The organism is Rhodococcus ruitaii (assembly GCF_055230935.1).
Genome location: NZ_JBUYWC010000002.1, coordinates 151,730 through 169,596, shown reverse-complemented (window position 1 = coordinate 169,596; position 17,867 = coordinate 151,730). Strand labels below are relative to the sequence as shown.

Sequence of the window (17,867 nt, the reverse complement as noted above, 5' to 3'; positions counted from 1 at the left end):
AACCACCCTCGATCCGGCGTGATCCGGGAGAATTGGTGGCGTCTTGCAGGTGACTCTGAAGCATCTCGTCCAGTGTACGGATCGAGGCACCACGTTTCCGTGATGCACATCACGAGCGGGGCGGAAGAGGGCCGTGTCACACGCCCCGTTGTCAAGGCCTTGCGTTGGCACCACTAATCTGATTCGCGAACCTCAGCCTCTTTTCAGGAGAAACAATGGCCGACTTCCTCTACGAGGACCTGCTGCCGATCGGGGAAGACCCCACCGAGTATCGGCTGCTGACCAGCGAGGGGGTGTCCACCGTCGAGGGACCCGACGGCCGCACTTTCCTGAAGGTCGAACCGGAGGCGATGCGGCTGCTCACGGAGACCGCGCTGCACGACATCTCGCATTACCTGCGCACCGATCACCTGAAGCAGCTCGCGCGCATCCTCGACGATCCCGAGGCATCGAACAACGACAAGTTCGTGGCCCTCGACCTCCTGAAGAACGCGAACATCGCGGCGGCCGGTGTGCTGCCGATGTGCCAGGACACCGGCACCGCCATCGTCATGGGCAAGCGCGGACAACACGTCCTGACCCCCGGCGACGACGAAGAATCGATCGCGCGCGGCGTATACGACGCGTACACACGACTGAACCTGCGCTACTCGCAGAACGCTCCCCTCACCATGTGGGAGGAGAAGAACACCGGCAGCAACCTGCCCGCGCAAATCGAGCTGTACGCCGACACCGCGAAAGGACACGAGAACTCCTACAAGTTCCTGTTCATGGCCAAGGGCGGTGGATCGGCCAACAAGTCGTACCTGTATCAGGAGACAAAGGCGATCCTGAACCCGGACTCGATGATGCAGTTCCTCGAGGCCAAGATCCGTTCGCTCGGCACTGCCGCGTGCCCGCCCTACCACCTCGCGATCGTCGTCGGCGGTACGTCTGCCGAGTTCGCATTGAAAACGGCGAAGTATGCGTCAGCGCACTACCTCGACGAGCTCCCCACCGAGGGCGCGATCACCGGCCGCGGCTTCCGCGACCACGAGCTCGAACAGAAGGTCTTCGAACTCACCCAGAAGATCGGCATCGGGGCGCAGTTCGGCGGTAAGTACTTCTGCCACGATGTCCGCGTCGTCCGGCTCCCCCGCCACGGCGCGTCGCTGCCCGTCGCGATCGCGGTGTCCTGTTCCGCAGACCGCCAGGCCAAGGCGAAGATCACTCCCGAGGGCGTCTTCCTCGAGCAGCTCGAGTTCAACCCCGGCCAGTTCCTGCCCGAGGTCACCGACACCCAGCTCGATGCCGAGACCTCCGGTGTCTCGGGCACCGGTAAGGGCGCAGCGGTCAGGATCGATCTGACCAAGCCGATGCCGGAGATCCTCGCGGAGCTGTCCAAGCACCCAGTCAAGACGCGCCTGTCGCTGACGGGCCCGCTGGTCGTGGCCCGCGACATCGCGCACGCCAAGATCAAGGAACGCCTCGACGCCGGCGAGGAGATGCCGCAGTACCTCAAGGATCACCCGGTGTACTACGCCGGCCCGGCCAAGACCCCCGAGGGTCTGGCGTCCGGCTCGTTCGGCCCGACCACGGCCGGTCGCATGGACTCGTACGTCGAGCAGTTCCAGGCGGCGGGCGGTTCGATGGTGATGCTCGCGAAGGGCAACCGTTCGAAGCAGGTCACCGACGCGTGCAACACCCACGGCGGCTTCTACCTCGGCTCGATCGGCGGCCCGGCCGCGCGTCTGGCCCTCGACTGCATCAAGAACGTCGAGGTCGTCGAGTACGAAGAGCTCGGTATGGAAGCTGTCTGGAAGATCGACGTCGAGGATTTCCCGGCGTTCATCGTCGTGGACGACAAGGGCAACGACTTCTTCGCCCACACCGGCGAGGTCACCCTCACGGTGGGCAAGCGCCCCGGCCTCTAGACATCCGGCGACCCGTTCCCGCGATTGAATTCGCTTCCCGCTACAGCAATTACCCGCGCGGGAAGCTGGAAAGGTCGCGGGAACGAGTGCGCGTCAGGCAGCGCAGGAATGTGTGCGCGAAAGGACCGCGGGTGACCGCGCGACGACGCTCTGCAGGAAGTCTGCGACGACAGCCGGTGTGGGTTCTTCACGCGGAGCAAGAATCTCGCACAGACGGCGGTAGGTGTCGATGCTCAGCACAGGCGCCACGCGGAAGTGCGTGGTCATCGCCAACGTGAAGCCGATTCCGTGCCTTCGGGAGCGCACCAACAATTCGGGTCCGTGTGCACCCTCGGTCAAACAGATTTCGAATACCGCACTGCCGGCGTCGTGCTCGAAGGACGCGGAGGCTACGTTGCCTCGGAGCATCTGACGATGGAGCGGCCGCAGTCCGCCGAGCACCAGCGGCGGAAGCGTCACGGTGCGGGAACGATCGGCGGTGAACATGCGAATCTCTCCTTGAGCTTCTCCGGCCATCGTACTCCGACCGGGATTTTTCTGGAATCAATCCAATAACTGGAACTATTCCAGAAAAAGTAGCTTGTCGCAATCACCCGATCCGAGGGGAGGTTCCGTGCACTATTCGATCACCGACTTCGACGCGCTGCCCCAACCCGGGCGGTCACGAAGTGCGGCTGTTCGTCGAGAGCGGAAGTGAACCCACTTCGCGGTCCGAAGCGCGACAATGAACCCCATGGAGCCGGAGCCACGGAACGTCGTCGATCTCGGAGCCGCGCGCGCTGCCCGCGAGCCGCGGCTGCTACGTCAGGTCTACGGAGAAGTTCTCCGCGGAGAGAGACGCGACCAGGACCGCAGCCTCGACGACGTTGCCCGCGCTGTGGGGATGTCGAAGCAGTATCTGTCCGAGATCGAGCGCGGGCGCAAAGACCCGTCGTCGGAGATACTCGGTTCTGTCTGCAGTGCGCTGGGCATGCCGGTGGAGCAGCTCCTCGAGAGGGGAATTCGCCGTATGTCGGCACATCGCGCGATCGGGACCACGCAGCAGACAACTGTGGAACTGCGCGCGGCCTGACGCTGATCAGCGAAGCGAATCAACAGATTTCGACACTTCTGTCTCCGGATTCGTTGTACAGTGCCACAATCGGCAGGGCAAGCAATCATCCACACGTGAGAACTCACGTTGTCGACTCGTGAAGGAGTGGTATGTACCGGAAGGTTCCCGGTCTCGTCGTCACCTCGTTCGTTGCCGCCACCGCTGCTGCTCTGACACTGAGCGCCGGAGCCCACGCGAACCCTCTGGGGTCCCTCGACCTCGATCCACCGGCCGATCCCGTCGAAACGCCGTTCTGCAGCATCGAATACCCCGACCCCAACCAATTCGACCGCACCGACACCAGCGACGTGACGGTCTCCTCGCCGGCGGGCGGGCAGGTGCGGTTCACCTTCCACACACGGTCGCAGACCTCGGCACCGTACACACAGGCCGCGTCGGTGACCTGGGCGAATCTCGACAGCGGGATCAGCGGTGTCGGCGACACCTCAGCACGAGTCGGAGCGGGTGAGACGACCCTCACCGTGCCGGTGCAGGAGACCGGCCCGGGTCGCATCACCGCGGTCACACGGGTCACCAACACTGCAGACAACGGGCAGGACGTCACCACACTCGATTGTTCCTCCGAGTACACGGTGCCCTGACACGCTTCGCTCTCACGGCTCTAGCCATCGTCGCGGTTGACGATGATGTGGTCGGCGAGCCCGTAGGCGACGGCCTCCTCCGGAACGAAGATGCGGTCGCGGTCGGTGTCGCGGCGAAGTTGCTCCACGTCGCGGTCGGTGTGCGCCGAAAGTATCTCCTCGGTCTGTGCGCGTACCCGCATCACCTCCGCGGCCTGCAACGCGAGATCGGAGATGGTGCCCTGGCCTTGCGACGACGGCTGGTGGAGCAGCACTCTCGAATGGGCGAGCACATGCCGACGTCCTTTCGTGCCGGCGGCAAGGAGAACCGCCGCAGCCGACGCGGCTTGCCCCATGCAGTACGTCGCGACCCCGGCCCGCAGGAACTGCATGGTGTCGTAGATCGCGAGCATCGCTGTGGTCGATCCACCCGGCGAGTTGATGTACAGCCCGATCTCCCGGTCCGGCGATTCGGCTTCGAGATGCAGCATCTGGGCCATCACGACATTCGCGACGCCGTCGTCGATCTCGGTGCCGAGGAAGATGATCCGCTCGTTGAGGAGGCGGCTGAAGACGTCGAACGATCTCTCCCCCGACGGTGTGCGTTCGATGACGTTGGGGATCGTGTACGAGCTCATCGGACGTCCTCCTGCCGATCGGCGAACAACCCGAGCGGACGTGTCGCCGCAAACGGGGCGATTTCCTGCAGCGAGCCCACGACGGCGTCGACCATCCCGTACTCGCGGGCCTGATCTGCGGTGAACCACCGGTCGCGGTCACTGTCGCGAGCGATCTCCTCTACCGAACGCCCTGTGGCGTCGGCGAGGATCTGCTGCGACTGCTGCTTCATGTATTCGAGGTGCTCGGCCTGGATCGCGATGTCGACTGCCGTACCGGAGAACCCGGCGGATGGCTGATGCATCATGATTCGGCTGTGCGGCAAGCTCAGCCGCTTACCTTTCGATCCCGACGCCAGGAGCACCTGACCCATGCTCGCGGCGAAACCGACAGCGACAGTGACGACGTCGTTGGGGATCAACCGCATGGTGTCGTAGATCGCCAGCCCGGCAAGGACAGATCCTCCCGGAGAGTTGATGTGGAGGACGATGTCGCGCCTGTCGTCGTCGTTGGCGAGCAGCACCAGTTCCGAGCAGACTCGTTCGGCCATCTCGTCGTCGACTTCGCCGGTGAGGAGGAGGGTTCGGTGCCGGAAGAGTCTTTCGACGAGGGTGTCGCGATAGGTGGGTGTTCCGTTCGTTGCCATGCGATCACCTTCGCCGCCGTCGGCGTGATTCGGTCCGTTTGTCCGCCCAGGGCAGACGGCGTCCCGGGGCAACCTAGTCCTCGAGCGCTACCCGGGCACGTTCCGGCAGGGTGAACGCGGCGACTGCCGCGACGACGAACGCCGCCGCAAAGGTGCCGAAGACCAGGGCGTTGCCGCCGCCATCGAGCAGCAACGGCACCAAAAGCGGGGCAATGATCGATGCGAGTCGGCCGAACGCTGCGGCGGCGCCCGTGCCGGATCCGCGTACCGAAGTCGGGTACAGCTCCGGCCCGATCGCGTACAAGGCACCCCACGCACCCAGGTTGAAGAACGACAAGGCCATGCCGGCGGCGATGATCGTTGCGGGTGTGTCGGCCAGTCCGAACAGGGCCGCGGACACGGCCGATCCCGCGAGGAACACCGCCAGGGTGATGCGCCTGCCCCACACCTCGATCAACCACGCGGCGACGCCGTAACCGGGTAGCTGAGCAAGGGTGATGATCAGCGTGTAGCCGAACGAGGTGACCAGGTCGAAGCCCTGTGCGACGAGCAAGCTCGGCAACCAGATGAACGCGCCGTAGTACGAGAAGTTGATGCCGAACCAGACGATCCACAGCGCGGCGGTGCGAGCGCGGAGACCCTCGTCCCAGATCGATCGCCGCGGCACCTCTGCCGGCGCTGCCCCGGCCGGTGCGTCGACGAGCTCCTCTCCCGGGGCCGCGACTCCCGCCGAGCGTTCGTAGTCACGGACGATGGCCTCGGCCTCCGCGTAGCGCCCCTTGCTCTCGAGGAACCGCACCGATTCCGGTAACCCGAGACGCACGACGAGCGCGTACGCGGCGGGAACCAGGCCGATCGCGAGAGCCCACCGCCACCCTTCGTCGTTCAGCGGCACGACGAAGTAACCGATCAATGCCGCGAGAAGCCACCCGGCAGCCCAGAAGGCTTCGAGCGCCACCACCACGCGACCACGGATCTTGCGCGGCGCAAACTCGCTGACCAGCGTCGACGCGACCGGAAGCTCTGCGCCGAGCCCCAGGCCGACGACGAAACGAAGAGCTATGAGCATCGCGACCGACGTGGACAGCGCCGCCGCACCCGTCGCCAGCCCGTACACGAGTAAGGTCGCGGCGAACACCTGCCGACGACCGATCCGGTCGGCGAGCAGCCCACCGATCGACGCACCGATCGCCATGCCGAGGAATCCGACGGAGCCGATCCACGACAGCTGGGTGGACGACAGATCCCACTGCACTGCGAGGGCTGCCATCACGAACGAGATGAGTCCGACGTCCATCGCGTCGAGCGCCCATCCGATTCCCGATCCGCCCAGCAACCGACGGTGCTTGGCTGTGAACGGCAGTTCGTCGAGCCGCTGGGTGCGCGTGGTCATGGATCGGAAGCTACACCCGGTGCCTCCGTGATCGGGTGGTCAGCCTCGCGCCGCCTCCTCGAGTTGCGCGATCTCGATCTTCTGCATCTTCATCATCACGTCGCTGACCCGCTCCGCGACCTTCGGATCGGGGCCGGTGAGCAGCTCCATGAGTCGCCGCGGTATCACCTGCCACGACACCCCGAACCGGTCCTCGAGCCAACCGCACTGCGATTCCTTACCGCCGTCGGCGATGAGCGAGTTCCAGTAGTGATCGACCTCGTCCTGGTCGCCGCAGTCGATCTGGAACGACACGGCCTCACTGAACGTGAACTGCGGACCGCCGTTCAGACCGGTAAATCGGGAACCGTCGATCTCGAATTCGACGGTCAGGACGGTACCGGGCGGAAACGGCCCGCCCTCCGGATAGTAGGAGGTGCTCAGGATCTTCGAATTGGGGAACACCGCGGTATAGAACTCGGCGGCTTCCTGGGCGTTCATGTTGAACCACAGGCACGGGGTGAGAGCAGGCATCACGAGGCTCCTTCATAAGTGGTGCGGCTGTCATATGGACTGACCGCCACCGAAGCCAAACCTCATCGCTCACGCGACGGCGTAACGCAGCGGGGGTTCGTACAAAGAACGGTCGGACCACAAGCTCGCACCGGCGTGACCGAGCAGCAGCTTGGTGTAGTACAGCGGTCCGAACCAGGGTGCGATACGTGCCGGACCGAGTGCCCGGTCCAGAGCGATGCCGCCCAGCGTCAGTGCCACACCGAGCGGGCGCCGATATCGGGGAGTGGCACGAATTGCGACGGTGGCAGCCATCATGTAGCCGTAGTGCGCGCCCGCCCACAGCCACACCGGAGCACGTTTCGGCTCATCGCGATCCCACCATGCAAACAACAACGGATGCACATGCAGTACAGCAAATTTCAGGTGTTCAGCGTCGGTTGCGGCGGGGCGCTCGTACCAGCGGACAGATGCCCGTGTGTTGTTCACCCATGCCCCTCCCCACAAGTCGACCGCGCACGCGCGAAGCGTCAGCGATTCGACGACAGACAGGTCGCGCGATCGACGTGAGAGTCTTGGCGGCGCCACCGCGCCGAGCACCGACAGCCCCGCGGTGGCGGTATTCTCCACCATCCCCGCTTCCGGCCCGACAAACCTGTCCCACGCTTTCCGAACTCGTTCTCGTTGATTCATACCCACGGAGTCTGTCAACCGTCCTCACCGTCAGCCATTCCGGGTGGAGCACCGTCCGTCAAGTCTCGCACGTCGGCGTACCGCTGACGGACATGCGGCGCCGGGTCGGCCTCGTAGCGTCGAATCTCGCCCTCCGCCCACTTCGGAGGTTCATCGCCACCACTGAGTACCCACGCCGCCTGCCTCGCCGCGCCGCGGGCGACGTACTCGCCCGGTTCGGGTACGTCCACCGGTAGACCGAAGATCGTCGGCGCAAGCTCACACAAGGCCTGGGACCTGGCCCCTCCCCCGACCATCAGCACCCGCCGCACCGGGGTGCCCTGACCGACGATGTGGTCGAGCCCCTCGGCCAGCGAGCACAGCAACCCTTCGACGGCAGCGCGGGCCAAGTACGCGGGCGTCGAATTCGTCAGTCGTAGACCGTGGATCGCGCCTGTCGCGTCGGGGCGGTTCGGGGTGCGCTCACCCTCGAGATACGGCACGAGCACCAAACCGCCGCTGCCCACCGGGGCAGACAGCGCGAGCCGGGACAATTCGGCATGTGCTACGCCGAGCATCGCCGCGGTTGCGTCGAGCACCCGGGCCCCGTTGAGCGTGCACACCAGCGGCAGGTGTCGCCCGGTAGCATCGGCGAAACCGGCAACGTATCCGTCGGAATCACGAGGCGCGGTCGTCGACACCGCACACACGACGCCGGAGGTTCCGATCGACACGATGACATCACCTTCGCGGGCATCCAATGCCAGTGCCGCGGCAGCATTGTCACCGGCTCCGGGGCCGAGCATTGCCCCCCAGGACGTTTCCCCGACGGAATCGCCCGGCCCCGCAATGGATGGCAACGCCGGACTCGGGCGTCGCAGTGCAAGTTCGAGCAGATCGCGACGATACTCACCGCTGGTGGCATCGAAGTAGCCGGTGCCGCTCGCGTCGCTACGGTCGGTGGCGATCGCGCGGATGTCGGTGCGGCCTGCAATTCGCCATGTCAACCAATCGTGCGGTAGGCACATCGCGGCGGTGCGCGCGGCATTGTCCGGTTCGTGGTCGGCCAGCCAGCGGGCTTTCGCGATGGTGATCGAGGCGACCGGCACGACTCCGACGGCATCCGCCCATGCCTCGGGCCCGCCGAAATCGCGGATCAGATCCGCCGCCGAAGGCGCAGATCGGTTGTCGTTCCACAGCAGAGCATCTCGCACCACCTGACCGGAGGAGTCGAGACACACCATCCCGTGCTGCTGCGCGCCCACCGACACCGCGGCGACGTCCTCGACACCCCCGGCCGCGGCGATCGCCTCGTCGAGCGCCGTCGACCATGCACGAGGATCCACCTCTGTTCCGTCCGGGTGCGACGCTCGGCCTTCCCGAACCACGGCGCCGGTGTCCGCGTCGCACACCATCACCTTGCAGGACTGGGTGGACGAATCCACACCGGCTACGAGCGTCATGGAGTCACCGCCTGGTTGCGTTGGGTCCGTGTGGGAAGGTCCGCACCGGGTCGAGCAACCGTGAGTCCCGCCATCAAAGAAGCTGTGTGTAATACGGATTCGAGGTCGTCGACTCCGATTTCGCGCAGCGCCTCGCGCTGTTCCGCGCCCAGAAGACCGAGTTCCCACAGCGCGTCGAGCAGCCCGACGGTGAACGCGTCGCCCGCACCGACCGTGTCGACCACATCAACTTTCAGCGCGGGCACCTCGACGGCACCGGTGCGACACACCGCGACGGCGCCGGCGGCTCCACGCGTGACGGCGACGATCGCCGGCCCTTGCGACAGCCAGTCGCGTGCGACGTCGAGCAGATCACGTCCCGGTGCGACCCATGCCAGGTCCTCGTCGCTGACCTTGACGACATCCGCAAGTGCCACCAGCCGCGCAATCCGGTCCCGGCCGCGCTGGTTGTCTCCGATCAGCGCCGGCCGGATGTTGGGGTCGAAGCTGATCGTCGATGTCCGCGCCTGCTGCTCGACGAGATCGGCGACCGCGTCGCATCCCGGCTCGAGTACGGTCGCGATCGAACCCGTGTGGACGAGCAGCACTTCGTCGGACGACGCCGGGAGCTCAGGGTGCCAGCTGATATCGAATTCGTATGTGGCGGCGTTGTCGTCGCCGATCCTCGCGGACGCGGTCGCGGTACTTGTCGGCGACACGCTGCCGTCGGTCAGGGCGACACCGGATGCATCGAGATGGCCGACGATGCGCCTGCCGCGTTCGTCCGCGCCCACACTCGTCGCGAGCCGCACTGCCCGGTCGAGCCGGCCCAGTCCGACGGCGACGTTCAGCGGACTCCCGCCGACGTGCTCGACTGGGTTGGCGTCACCGCGTCGGACGATGTCGATGAGGGCTTCTCCGACGATCAGTGCCCGGCCGCTCATTCCGGCTCCACAGGTAGGGCTTCGAGGGTGCCCTTCGCGCCCTCGTTGTGCAGGGAGTTGAGGGCCCAGGTGTACGCGTCGACAAAGCGCGTGCTCCGGGCGAGATCCCCGAACACCGAGGTGTTCTCGATGAACACTGCCGGGTGGGTGAGTTGCTTACGTGCGAGTGGCACCAGTTCTTCGGCGAGGCGATCCACCACCTCGATCGGGGTGCCTTGTTCGTCGACGCCTTCGGCATAGCGGGCCCAGGATGCGACGATCGCAGTGGAGCGGACGATGTGGCCGCCGCTCTCGAGATTCTCCCGGACGACCGGGAGGAGCCACTTGGGGATGCGATCGGACGATTCGGCGCACAGTCGCGCGATGGTGTCTCGGATCTCTGGGTTGGCGAACCTCTCGATGAGCGTCCGTGTGTATTCGTCGAGGTCGATACCCGGGACCGGCTTCAGAGTGGGTATCGCCTCGTTGGCCATGTAGTTCCGGAGGAACTGCGCAATCAACGGATCCTGCGCTGCGTCGTGCACGTACCGGTAGCCCATCAGGTACCCGAAATAACAGAGACCCTGGTGGCTCGCGTTGAGCAGTCGCAACTTCATCAGCTCGTACGGTGCGACATCGCCGACCACCTGCACACCTGCCTTTTCGAACGGTGGCCGCCCGTCGGTGAAGTCGTCTTCGAGGACCCACGTGGTGAATGGCTCTGCTATCACGGGCCAGCGGTCCTGTACATCGAAACGCGACGACAGTTCGTCGATCACGCTCTGCGTGGTGACCGGAGTGATGCGATCGACCATCGAGTTCGGGAAACGGGTGTTCTGGGTGATCCAGTCCGCGAGTTCGGGGTCCACCAGGCGGGCGTAGGCGGTGAACACCCGTCGGGCGACCACGCCGTTGCCTTCGATGTTGTCGCAGGACATGAGAGTCGGCGACGGAATGCCCCGAGCCCGCCGGCGCGCCAGTGCTTCGACGACCAGGCCGAACACCGTCGCCGGCGGTCCGGCGGAGCTCGAGTCCTGCCGCACCGCCGGGTTGTCGGTATCGAACTCTCCGGTGTCGTGGCGGATGTTGTAGCCGCCTTCGGTGACGGTGAACGAGATGATCTTCGTGGTGGGTGCGGCGAGGAGTTCGATGACGGCTTCGGGATCGTCGGGTGCGTACCGATAGTCGACGATCGATCCGATCACGCGGGGCTCCCACGTTCCATCGGCGTGAGTGAGGACGAGGGTGTAGAGATGATCCTGAGCGGCAAGTGCCTCCTGCATGCGCCGATCCCCCGGCATCACGCCGACCCCGCAGATCCCCCAGTCCTTCGCGAGGCCCTGCTCGAGCAGACGGTCGACGTACATCGCCTGGTGCGCACGATGGAATCCCCCGACACCGAAATGCACGATGCCGACGCTCACGTCGTCCCGGGAATAGGTCGGCGTAGGTATACCCAGTTCCGGCAGGGTCTCTTCACTCGGTTCCACGTTGCTCCTCCACGGTGGGTGATACGTGCACAACAGCCTTGATCGAGCCGGGAACCCGATCGGATTCGAGAGCGTCGGCCACTTTCTCGAGCGGGAAGTGTGCGGTGACCATCGAATCGAGGTCGACCCGCCCGGAGTGAAGAAGACTCAGAGCCGTCGGCCATGTGTTCGCATATCGGAAGACTCCGGTGAGCACCAATTCGCGGTTCTGAATCACCTGCACGGGCAGCGGCATCGTCTCGGCCCCCGACCCCACCAGCACGACGGTTCCGCCGGGGCGGACGGCCCGGATTCCCGAATCCACCGCCGCGGGCGAGCCGGATGCATCGATGTAACTGTCGACCCCCAGATCCGACGTGTCGTCCGATCGCGGATCGAGGGTGGCGGTAGCGCCGAACCTCCGCGCGACCTCGCGTCGGTGTTCGTCGAGGTCGGTCACGACGATGTCCACGGCACCGAATGCGCGCGCGACCTGGACGGTGACGATGCCGACCGGACCCGCGCCGCTGATCAGCACGCTCGACCCGGCCGTCACCTGCGCCTTCCGGACCGCGGCAATCCCCACCGAGAGCGGTTCGCACAGCGCTGCGGCGTCATCGGACACGGTGTCCGGGACAGGATGAGCGAAGTGTGCGCCGATGGTCACGTAGTCGCACAGCGCGCCGTCGACCGGTGGCGTCGCATAGAACTGCATGTGCGGACACAGGTTGTAGTCGCCGCGCCGGGTCGGGGCGCTGCCCGGGTCGGGGCGCTGCGGCTCGATCGACACCCGTTGCCCGACGCGTTCGGCGGGCACGCCGTCGCCCACCGCAACGACCGTGCCGGACGCCTCGTGCCCGAGGACGAGCGGTGCCTCGACCACGAATTCACCGATGCGGCCTTCACGGTAGTAGTGCGCGTCGGATCCACAGACACCCACCGAGGCCACACGGACCAGCACATCACCCGGTGCGGGCTCGGGAACGGGGCGTTCCTCCATGACGATCCGACCCGGCTCCACGAGAACCGCAGTGCGCATCGTGGCGGGAAGAGCCAATTGTGTTGTGTGGATCACACCTCGATGCTAACCTACTGAGCACATGGACGCACCCCTGCGCATCTGCTCACCATGTCGAATGCTTCTCGGGTGCAGAGGAGCTTCTCCGTGACTGATCCGCGTGCAGTACCGAAGACACCGGACGGCGATACCACCGCCGCACCCGAAGATCTTCGCCTTGCGCTGCGCGCGGCCTCCCTCTACTACCTCGACGGGCTCACACAAGCCCAGGTTGCCGACAGACTGGGTGTCTCCCGCGCAACCGCAGGACGCCTCGTGGCCCGTGCCCGTTCCCACGGACTCGTCCGCATCGAAGTCACCACACCACCCCATCTGCGCGACGATCTGCACGCCGACGTCGAACACGCACTCGAGAAGCGTTTCGACCTTGTCGAAGCGGTAGTCGTCGGCGTCCGGGTCGACGACCGCGGTCCGGTGGACAATTCGGCGAGCTTCACCTCACTCGGCCGGGCCGCCGCCTCACTTCTGACCCGCCGCCTCCGCCCTGCCGACACCCTCGGATTCACTTGGGGACCCGAAACCATCGCCGTAGCCCAAGCAATCCCGTCCGGTGTCGCGACCTGCAAGACGATCGTGCAATTGGACGGGTCGGTCACCACGAGCACCTACCAGACCGGAACCGAGTACGTGCTCGGTCGCTGCGCCGAACAGCTCCAAGCGCAGCCGGTCCGGCTTCCCACACCCCTGTACGCCGACGCCTCGACGGTCGCCTCCATGCGCACCGACTCCGTCATCTCCCGCACACTCGAACTCGGATCCCGCGCCGACGCGATGATGTTCGGCGTCGGCGCGGTGTCCTCGTCCACCACACTGTTCGAGGGCAGCTTCCTCGACACGGCAATGCTCGACACTCTCGACGAGCTCGGCGCGGTCGGTGAAATCGGAGGCCGCTTCTTCCGAGAAGACGGAACACCTGCCCACGCTGAGCTCGAAACCCGCACGATGTCGACACCGCTGTCCGACATCGCCGCATGCCCAGCAACGATCCTCATCGCCGGCGGCGCATCCAAGCACCGCGCAGTCCACGGCGCGCTCCGCGGCCGGTACGCAACCATGCTCGTGTGCGACATCTCGTGCGCTCAATGGCTTCTCGATCGAACCGACACTCACCCGTACGACTCGGACAGGACCCCACCGAAATGAGGTAGATGGCCGTGCAACCGCCCGGAAGCAGTACCCGCACGCTCGGTTTCGCCGGAAGGATGGTGGCGACCGCCGGCGCTCTGTGCCTGACACTGACCGGCTGCGCCGGCGCCGGGGCCCTCGGCGCGTCCGACCGGACCGTCACCATCGCGATGGTGTCGAATTCCCAGATGACGGACGCCCGGTCGCTCTCGGCACAATTCGAGGCCGAGAACCCCGACATCGACCTGCGCTTCGTCACATTGTCGGAGAACGAGGCACGCGCAAAGATCACCGCATCCACTGCGATGGGCGGTGGCGAATTCGACGTAGTGATGATCAGCAACTACGAGACGCCCCAGTGGGCGGAGTACGGCTGGCTGACGAACCTCGGTCCCTTCATCGACGCCACCGAAGGATACGACGAAGACGACTTCATTCCGTCACTGCGCGAGGCGCTCTCGTACGAGGGCGAGATGTACTCGGTCCCGTTCTACGGCGAGTCGTCGTTCCTGATGTATCGGCAGGATCTGTTTGAGGAAGCCGGCATCTCCCTCTCCGACCCGCCGACGTGGACCGAGGTCGCCGAGGCCGCAGCGCAACTCGACGGCCCGGACATCAACGGAATCTGCCTGCGTGGCAAACCGGGCTGGGGTGAACTCCTGGCACCACTCGACACCGTCATCAACACCTTCGGCGGCCGCTGGTTCGACGAGAACTGGAACGCTCAGCTCAACTCACCCGAGGTACAGCGCGCCGTCGAATTCTACGTCGACCTCGTCCGCAGTCACGGTCAGCCCGGAGCCGCCACCAGCGGGTTCACCGAATGCGCCACGCAACTCGCACAGGGCCGTGTCGCGATGTGGTACGACTCGACCTCCGCAGTCTCGACGCTCGAAGACCCGTCCTCGAGCAATGTCGTCGGCAAGATCGGATACGCACCCGCGCCCGTCATGGAGAAGGCCCCCTCCGGATGGCTCTACACCTGGTCGCTCGGGATCCCGGCGAGCAGCGAGAATTCCGAGGATGCATGGAAATTCATCTCGTGGATGACTGATCAGAGCTACATGCGCCTCGTCGGTGAAGAACTCGGGTGGGAACGGGTTCCCCCCGGTAGCCGGCTCTCGACCTACGAGATCCCCGAATACAAGGAGGCAGCGCGAGCGTACGGGCCCATCACCCTCGAATCCATCGAGGGTGCCGACCAATCGAATCCCACCGTCGAACCCGTCCCCTATACCGGCATCCAGTTCTTGGCGATACCCGAATTCCAGGACCTCGGCACCCGGGTGAGCCAACAGATCAGCGCCGCCATCGCCGGCCGCCAGACGGTCGCCGAGGCGCTCGACCAAGCCCAGAAGTACGCCGAAGCCGTCGGCGCAACGTATCGAGAGGAATCGCAGTGACTGCCCTCGACGTGTCTCAACCGACACCGGACGTGGCCGAACGCATCCGCCGCGTCAAGGCAGCGAAGAACGAGAAGGTCTCCCGCGCCGAAGGCTGGCGGCTGCGAGGCCCCCTCCTTCCCGCACTGATCTTCATGATCGTGGTGACACAGATACCGTTCCTGTTCACTCTCTTCTACTCCACACAATCCTGGAACCTCGTCAACCCAGGTTCCCGCCGGTTCGTCGGGATCCAGAACTACGTGGATGTCTTCCAGGACAGTCAGTTCTGGCAGGTCGCGCTCAATACCGTGATCCTCATCGTCGGAACCGTGCTGATCTCGGTGATTCTCGGGTTGCTGCTGGCGCTCCTGCTGGACCGGGCGTTTCTCGGTCGCGGCATCGTCCGCACGATGCTGATCACGCCGTTTCTCGTCACCCCGGTTGCCGCAGCGCTGGTATGGAAGACCTCGATGTTCGATCCGATCTTCGGCATCGTGAACTGGGTGTTGTCGCCGTTCGGCGTCGGTGATGTCGACTGGATCAGTCGGTACCCGCTACCCACGGTGATGGTTGCGCTGATCTGGCAGTGGACACCGTTCATGATGCTGCTGATCCTCGCCGGGCTGCAGTCGATGCCCCGCGACATCCTCGAGGCCGGCCGGGTCGACGGAGCGAGCGGGTTCTCGTTGTTCCGCGAGCTCACACTTCCGCACCTGCGCAGATTCATCGAGCTCGGCACCGTACTCGGCGCCATCTACCTCATCAACACCTTCGACGCCATCTACATGATGACGCAGGGTGGGCCCGGAACAGCGAGCGCTAACCTGCCGTTCTACATCTATCAGCGCGCCTTCCTCGGCTTCGACATCGGCCAGGCGGCAGCGATGGGGGTGGTCGTCGTGATCGCCACGATCGTCATCGCGACCTTCGCTCTGCGTCTGATCTTCAAGTCGTTCACCGGTAAGGAGGAAGCAGCATGAGCACCACAGCTGCGGGTCCGAAGGCATCGGACACCACGCTGCCGACCGGAAGAACCGCACGGGCGGTACGCAAACGCAAGAATCGCAAGATGAACCCGTGGGGTGTCCTCGCGTGGATCGCCGCGATCGGCTTCTTCTTCCCGGTGTTCTGGATGGTGCTCACCGCGTTCAAACAGGAGTCGGATGCCTACTCCGATCCACCGAAATTCTTCTTCACACCTACCCTCGACCAGTTCCGGTCCGTCTTCGAGACCGGTGCGAGCACGGCACTGCTCAATTCGGCGTTCGCGACCATCGTCTCAACCGTGTTGGTGCTCCTCCTCGGTGTTCCCGCAGCGTTCGCGTTGTCGCTGCGACCGGTCCGCAAGACCCAGGATGCACTGTTCTTCTTCATCAGCACCAAGATGCTGCCGATCGTCGCGGCGATCATCCCCCTGTACGTGATCGTCGCGAATATCGGTATGCTCGACAACATCTGGGCTCTGATCATCCTGTACACCGCAATGAACCTCCCCATCGCCGTATGGATGATGCGATCCTTCTTCCTCGAGGTCCCGGGTGAACTACTCGAGGCCGCCAGCATGGACGGCGCGAGTCTGTGGACATCCGTACGCGAGGTCATCCTCCCGCTCGTCTCTCCCGGTATCGCCGCGACCGCACTCATCTGCGTCATCTTCTCGTGGAACGAGTTCTTCTTCGCCGTCAACCTCACCGCGGTGCAAGCGCAGACGATTCCGGTGTTCATGGTCGGATTCATCACCGGCGAGGGCCTGTACTGGGCACAGCTGTCGGCCGCGGCGACCATGGCGGCTCTGCCCGTCATCCTCGCCGGATGGGTCGCACAGAACAAGCTCGTGCGCGGCCTGTCGTTCGGCGCCATCAAGTAAGCCACCGATACTCGTACATCTGCTGATTCGAAGGGTTTCCATTATGGCCGAGATCACCTACCGGAACGCCTCGTGCATCTACGAGAACTCCGATTCGCTCGCCGTCGACTCGCTCGACCTCGACATCGAAGACGGCGAGTTCGTCGTCCTCGTCGGACCGTCCGGATCGGGCAAGAGCACGGCACTGCGGATGCTCGCAGGCCTCGAGGACATCGACGAGGGCTCGATCTCCATCGGCGGCGTCGACATGACGGGCGTACCGTCGAAGGACCGCGACATCGCCATGGTGTTCCAGAACTACGCGCTGTACCCGAACAAGACCGTCGCCGAGAACATGGGCTTCGCGCTCAAGATGCGCGGGATCAGTGCCGAAGAAAGGCGGCGGAAGGTCGAAGAGGCGGCCAAAGTCCTCGACCTCACCGAATATCTCGACCGCAAACCCGCCAAGCTGTCGGGCGGTCAGCGTCAACGTGTGGCGATGGGTCGCGCAATCGTCCGCGAACCGCAGGTGTTCTGCATGGACGAACCGCTCTCGAACCTCGACGCGAAACTCCGGGTGCAGACCCGCACGCAGATCGCTGCGCTCCAGCGGCGTCTCGGCACCACCACCGTGTACGTCACCCACGACCAGGTCGAGGCGATGACCATGGGCGACCGCGTCGCCGTGCTGAAGAAGGGTCAATTGCAGCAGTTCTCGTCGCCGACAGAACTGTACGACCGGCCCGCAAATGCCTTCGTGGCCGGATTCATCGGGTCTCCCGCGATGAACCTGCTCCCCGCGACTGTCACCGACGACGGGGTGCTGTTGGGCAAGACCGTGATACCGGTCGAACGTGAACGGATCACCCGGCTGCACACGGCCGGCATCACCTCGGTCACCGCGGGTATCCGGCCCGAACAGTTCGAGATCACCGAGGGTGAAGGCGTGGAGGCCGTCGTCGAACTGGTCGAGGAACTCGGCAGCGAAGCGTACGTGCACACGCGGGTACCCGACAGCGGAAACCAGATTGTGGCACGGTCACTGACCCGCACGCCCGCCCGGCTGGCGGACACGATCCACTTGCGCAAACGCGAGGGCACAGTGCACCTGTTCCACCCCGACACCGGGGAGCGTGTGGGCGACTGACGTCGTGATCGTGGTGATGTGCCAGCGTAGAATGCCTCCTCGAG

The 17,867-nt window shown here is 64.9% G+C and carries 18 protein-coding genes; 8 read left to right on the top strand and 10 right to left on the bottom strand.

The window, feature by feature from the left end:
• Positions 1-215: 215 nt before the first annotated feature.
• Positions 216-1,913, top strand: coding sequence for a fumarate hydratase (locus ACZI8W_RS01845; protein ID WP_463366779.1), 1,698 nt, complete (start codon positions 216-218; stop codon positions 1,911-1,913).
• Between the two features lie 93 nt (positions 1,914-2,006).
• Here ACZI8W_RS01845 and ACZI8W_RS01840 read toward each other — a convergent pair whose 3' ends face one another.
• Complete coding sequence (locus ACZI8W_RS01840; protein ID WP_463366778.1) at positions 2,007-2,399, bottom strand: hypothetical protein; 393 nt, start codon at positions 2,397-2,399, stop codon at positions 2,007-2,009.
• Positions 2,400-2,646: 247 nt separating this feature from the next.
• Here ACZI8W_RS01840 and ACZI8W_RS01835 point away from each other — a divergent pair, with 247 nt between their 5' ends.
• Positions 2,647-2,985: a helix-turn-helix domain-containing protein gene (locus tag ACZI8W_RS01835; protein ID WP_463366777.1), complete on the top strand. Its 339-nt coding sequence runs from the start codon at positions 2,647-2,649 to the stop codon at positions 2,983-2,985.
• Positions 2,986-3,116: 131 nt separating this feature from the next.
• Complete coding sequence (locus ACZI8W_RS01830; RefSeq protein WP_463366776.1) at positions 3,117-3,608, top strand: hypothetical protein; 492 nt, start codon at positions 3,117-3,119, stop codon at positions 3,606-3,608.
• Positions 3,609-3,628: 20 nt separating this feature from the next.
• On the opposite strand, the gene ACZI8W_RS01825 is transcribed toward ACZI8W_RS01830, so the two are convergent.
• From ACZI8W_RS01825 to ACZI8W_RS01785, 9 genes are all read right to left on the bottom strand, one after another.
• Complete coding sequence (locus ACZI8W_RS01825) at positions 3,629-4,225, bottom strand: ClpP family protease (RefSeq protein WP_463366775.1); 597 nt, start codon at positions 4,223-4,225, stop codon at positions 3,629-3,631.
• Entirely contained in the window at positions 4,222-4,851 is a 630-nt protein-coding gene (locus ACZI8W_RS01820) for a ClpP family protease (protein ID WP_463366774.1), read from the bottom strand. The genes ACZI8W_RS01825 and ACZI8W_RS01820 overlap by 4 nt, the downstream gene beginning before the upstream one ends.
• Before the next feature lie 73 nt (positions 4,852-4,924).
• Complete coding sequence (locus ACZI8W_RS01815) at positions 4,925-6,244, bottom strand: MFS transporter (protein WP_463366773.1); 1,320 nt, start codon at positions 6,242-6,244, stop codon at positions 4,925-4,927.
• Between the two features lie 39 nt (positions 6,245-6,283).
• Positions 6,284-6,757, bottom strand: a complete 474-nt coding sequence (locus ACZI8W_RS01810) for a VOC family protein (RefSeq protein WP_463366772.1) — start codon at positions 6,755-6,757, stop codon at positions 6,284-6,286.
• Positions 6,758-6,826: 69 nt separating this feature from the next.
• Positions 6,827-7,369: a hypothetical protein gene (locus ACZI8W_RS01805; protein ID WP_463366771.1), complete on the bottom strand. Its 543-nt coding sequence runs from the start codon at positions 7,367-7,369 to the stop codon at positions 6,827-6,829.
• A gap of 74 nt (positions 7,370-7,443) precedes the next feature.
• Positions 7,444-8,871 (bottom strand): xylulokinase, encoded by a 1,428-nt coding sequence (locus tag ACZI8W_RS01800; protein WP_463366770.1) that lies wholly within the window; start codon positions 8,869-8,871, stop codon positions 7,444-7,446.
• On the bottom strand, positions 8,868-9,794 hold the full coding sequence (locus ACZI8W_RS01795) for a carbohydrate kinase family protein (protein ID WP_463366769.1): 927 nt from the start codon (positions 9,792-9,794) through the stop codon (positions 8,868-8,870). Before ACZI8W_RS01795 ends, ACZI8W_RS01800 begins: the two co-directional genes overlap by 4 nt.
• Positions 9,791-11,263 carry a mannitol dehydrogenase family protein gene (locus tag ACZI8W_RS01790; protein WP_463366768.1) on the bottom strand — a complete coding sequence of 491 codons (1,473 nt, stop codon included), beginning with the start codon at positions 11,261-11,263 and terminating at the stop codon, positions 9,791-9,793. Before ACZI8W_RS01790 ends, ACZI8W_RS01795 begins: the two co-directional genes overlap by 4 nt.
• Positions 11,250-12,281 carry an NAD(P)-dependent alcohol dehydrogenase gene (locus tag ACZI8W_RS01785; protein WP_463367027.1) on the bottom strand — a complete coding sequence of 344 codons (1,032 nt, stop codon included), beginning with the start codon at positions 12,279-12,281 and terminating at the stop codon, positions 11,250-11,252. Before ACZI8W_RS01785 ends, ACZI8W_RS01790 begins: the two co-directional genes overlap by 14 nt.
• 126 nt (positions 12,282-12,407) lie before the next feature.
• On the opposite strand from ACZI8W_RS01785, the gene ACZI8W_RS01780 reads away from it, so the two are divergent.
• Genes ACZI8W_RS01780 through ACZI8W_RS01760 form a run of 5 tightly spaced genes read left to right on the top strand, consistent with a single transcriptional unit; the run spans position 12,408 to position 17,823 of the window.
• Positions 12,408-13,463 carry a sugar-binding transcriptional regulator gene (locus tag ACZI8W_RS01780; protein WP_463366767.1) on the top strand — a complete coding sequence of 352 codons (1,056 nt, stop codon included), beginning with the start codon at positions 12,408-12,410 and terminating at the stop codon, positions 13,461-13,463.
• A gap of 59 nt (positions 13,464-13,522) precedes the next feature.
• On the top strand, positions 13,523-14,848 hold the full coding sequence (locus tag ACZI8W_RS01775) for an ABC transporter substrate-binding protein (RefSeq protein WP_463367026.1): 1,326 nt from the start codon (positions 13,523-13,525) through the stop codon (positions 14,846-14,848).
• Positions 14,849-14,880: 32 nt separating this feature from the next.
• The gene (locus tag ACZI8W_RS01770) at positions 14,881-15,810 is read left to right on the top strand and encodes a carbohydrate ABC transporter permease (RefSeq protein ID WP_463367025.1); all 930 of its coding nucleotides are present in this window, start codon (positions 14,881-14,883) and stop codon (positions 15,808-15,810) included.
• Positions 15,807-16,697: a carbohydrate ABC transporter permease gene (locus ACZI8W_RS01765; protein WP_463366766.1), complete on the top strand. Its 891-nt coding sequence runs from the start codon at positions 15,807-15,809 to the stop codon at positions 16,695-16,697. Before ACZI8W_RS01770 ends, ACZI8W_RS01765 begins: the two co-directional genes overlap by 4 nt.
• Positions 16,698-16,740: 43 nt before the next feature.
• A complete protein-coding gene (locus ACZI8W_RS01760; protein WP_463366765.1) occupies positions 16,741-17,823 on the top strand; it encodes an ABC transporter ATP-binding protein in 1,083 nt (360 codons plus the stop codon).
• The last annotated feature ends 44 nt before the right edge of the window (positions 17,824-17,867 follow it).